The 2,950-nt window shown below is 64.9% G+C and carries 2 protein-coding genes; both read left to right on the top strand.

Annotated features, from left to right (window positions below; genetic code table 11):
• Positions 1–87: 87 nt before the first annotated feature.
• On the top strand, positions 88–2,163 hold the full coding sequence (gene tkt / locus B3F77_RS17875) for a transketolase (protein WP_293606262.1): 2,076 nt from the start codon (positions 88–90) through the stop codon (positions 2,161–2,163).
• A gap of 7 nt (positions 2,164–2,170) precedes the next feature.
• Positions 2,171–2,842, top strand: coding sequence for an HAD-IA family hydrolase (locus tag B3F77_RS17870; protein WP_293606261.1), 672 nt, complete (start codon positions 2,171–2,173; stop codon positions 2,840–2,842).
• Positions 2,843–2,950 lie beyond the last annotated feature (108 nt).

Raw genomic sequence — 2,950 nt, 5'->3', positions numbered from 1 at the left:
CCACGCTGCGCTCGCAATGACGGTAGCGCGGAAATCGCAATGACGATTCTATGAAAGTGCCATCAATCTCTTGCAGAACCTAAAACCATGACTACTCCTACCCCTGAACTCGCCCGCCAGATGGCCAACGCCATCCGCATGCTCGCCGTCGATGCGGTCGAAAAAGCCAAGTCCGGCCACCCCGGCGCCCCCATGGGCATGGCCGACATGGCCGAGGTGCTGTGGAACCGGCACCTGCAGCACAACCCGGCCAACCCGCACTGGGCCAACCGCGACCGCTTTGTGCTGAGCAACGGCCACGGCTCCATGCTGCTCTATGCGCTGCTGCACCTGACCGGCTACGACCTGCCCGTGGAGGAACTTAAAAAATTCCGTCAGCTGCACAGCAAAACCCCCGGTCACCCCGAAGTGGGCGTGACGCCTGGCGTGGAAACCACCACCGGCCCGCTGGGTCAGGGCCTGGCCAATGCGGTGGGCATGGCGCTGGCCGAGAAGCTGCTGGCGGCCGAGTTCAACCGGCCCGGGCAGCCCATAGTCGACCACTTCACCTACGCCTTTATGGGCGACGGCTGCCTGATGGAAGGCATCAGCCACGAGGTCTGTTCGCTGGCCGGCACCTTGCGCCTGTCCAGGCTGGTCGCGCTGTACGACGACAACGGCATCTCCATTGACGGCCGTGTCGAAGGCTGGTTCACCGACGACACACCCAAGCGCTTTGAGGCCTACGGCTGGAATGTCATCCCGGCGGTGGACGGGCACAACCCCGCCGCTGTAGATGCCGCCATTCGCGCCGCCAAAGCGCAGGCGGTGTTGCCCGACGGCAAACCGACGCTGATCTGCTGCAAAACCGTGATCGGTCGAGGCTCGCCCAACAAGGCTGGCACGCATGACGTGCATGGTGCTGCGCTGGGTGCTGCCGAAGTGGCTGCCACCCGCGAAGCGCTGGGCTGGACCGCCGCGCCGTTCGAGATCCCGGACGATATCGCCGCTGCCTGGAACGCCGTGGAACGCGGCCAGACCGCCGAAAGCGCCTGGCGCTTGCGCTTTGAGGCTTATCGCACGCTGTACCCGGCCCAAGCCGCCGAGTTCGAGCGCCGCGTGGAGGGCGACCTGCTGCCGGACTTTGCGGCCAAGCTGCCCGAACTGCTGGCCGCCATCGCCGCCAAAGCCGACGCGTTTGCCACCCGCAAGTCCAGCCAGAATGCGCTGGATGTCCTGGCACCTCTGCTGCCCGAATTCTTCGGCGGCAGCGCCGACCTGACCGGCTCCAACCTCACCAACTTCAAGGGCTGCGTCAAGGCCGGCCGCGACCAGTGGGGAAACCACCTGAGCTACGGCGTGCGCGAATTCGGCATGGCCGCCATCATGAACGGCATCGCCCTGCACGGTGGCTACATCCCCTACGGCGGCACCTTCCTCACGTTCAGCGACTACAGCCGCAACGCCATCCGCATGGCCGCGCTGATGAAGCTGCGCGTGATCCATGTGTTCACGCACGACAGCATCGGCCTGGGTGAAGACGGCCCCACGCACCAGAGCGTGGAGCATGTGCCCAGCCTGCGCATCATCCCCGGTCTGGACGTGTGGCGTCCGGCTGACGGGCTGGAAACCGCGGTGGCGTGGGCCTGCGCGGTGGAGCGCAAAGATGGCCCCAGCGCTCTGTGCCTGTCACGCCAGAACCTGCCGCGCCTGACCGATGCGGGCATGGCGGGCGCCATCCGCTGCGGCGGCTATGTGTTGTCCGACATGGAGGGCGCGCAGGCCGTGATCGTGGCCACGGGATCGGAAACCTCGCTGGCCATGGAGGCGCAGGCGGCGCTGGCGGGGGAGGGCATTGCCACCCGTGTGGTGTCCATGCCCTGCACCAATATTTTTGACCGCCAATCCGAGGCTTACCAGGAACGGGTGCTGCCACTGGCTCTGCCGACAGTGGCCATCGAGGCCGCGCATCCGGACTTCTGGCGCAAGTACGTCGGCCGCACCGGTGTGGTGGTGGGTATCGCCAGCTTTGGCGAATCGGCCCCGGCCAAGGACTTGTACGCCCACTTTGGCATTACTGCCCAGCGCGTGGTGGACGCCGCACGCACCCTGGTACACAGCTCCGCGCAGCGGCGCGAGGTGCCCTTGCCCGACCAGATCGTTCCGTCCACCAACCAAACGTAAGCCCGCCATGAACAAACCCTTCGACCTGATCATGTTTGATCTGGATGGCACGCTGATCGAAACTGCGCCGGAGATTGCCGACGCCGTCAACGACACGATGCGCCGCTGCGGTCTGCCCGAAGTGACGCAGCAGCAGGTGAACGACTGGATCGGCCAGGGCACGCGCGAGTTGCTGATCCAGGCGCTGGCCTACGTCGGACAAACCGACGTGGCGACGGTGCGGGCCAGCGACAGTCTGGCGCTGATTGCTGCCGAGTTCGACAAACACTACCAGAGCCGCTGTGGCACCCGCAGCCACCTCTACCCCCAGGTGCGCGAAACCCTGAACAAGTTGCGCGAGCGCGGTGTCAAGCTGGCCGTGGTCACCAACAAGGAAGGACGCTACACCGCCACGGTGCTGGACGCCCACCAGTTGATGCCGCTGTTTGATCGGGTGGTCAGCGGCGATACCCTGCCCACCAAAAAGCCCGACCCGGCAGGTATCCACAGCTGCCTGGCGCAGTTTGGCGTGCTGGGCCACCGGGCGCTGTTCGTGGGTGATTCGAGCATCGACGTGGCCACCGCGCGCAACGCAGGCGTGGCGGTCTGGGCGCTGCCCTATGGCTACAACATGGGGCAGCCGATTGAAGCCTGCGCGCCGGACCGGGTGATTGCCGATTGTTCGATGCTCCTTGATTGATAGCTGCTTGCGCCCGTCCTGATTGGGCAAGAGCCACTTTTTATTAATAATTCCAGAGACATTTACTTTTATGACCCTCAAACTAGGCATTAACGGCTTCGGCCGCAT

The organism is Polaromonas sp. UBA4122, from assembly GCA_002381615.1.
In the GTDB taxonomy this organism is placed as follows: Bacteria; Pseudomonadota; Gammaproteobacteria; order Burkholderiales; family Burkholderiaceae_C; genus Polaromonas.
Note: the sequence above shows the minus strand (reverse complement) of the source record. Positions and strands in the feature narration are given on the sequence as shown.

Excerpts from the sequence above, each read along its gene's own strand:
- tkt (WP_293606262.1), top strand. The coding sequence starts at position 88 with ATGACTACTCCTACCCCTGAACTCGCCCGCCAGATGGCCAACGCCATC.
- B3F77_RS17870 (WP_293606261.1), top strand. The coding sequence starts at position 2,171 with ATGAACAAACCCTTCGACCTGATCATGTTTGATCTGGATGGCACGCTG.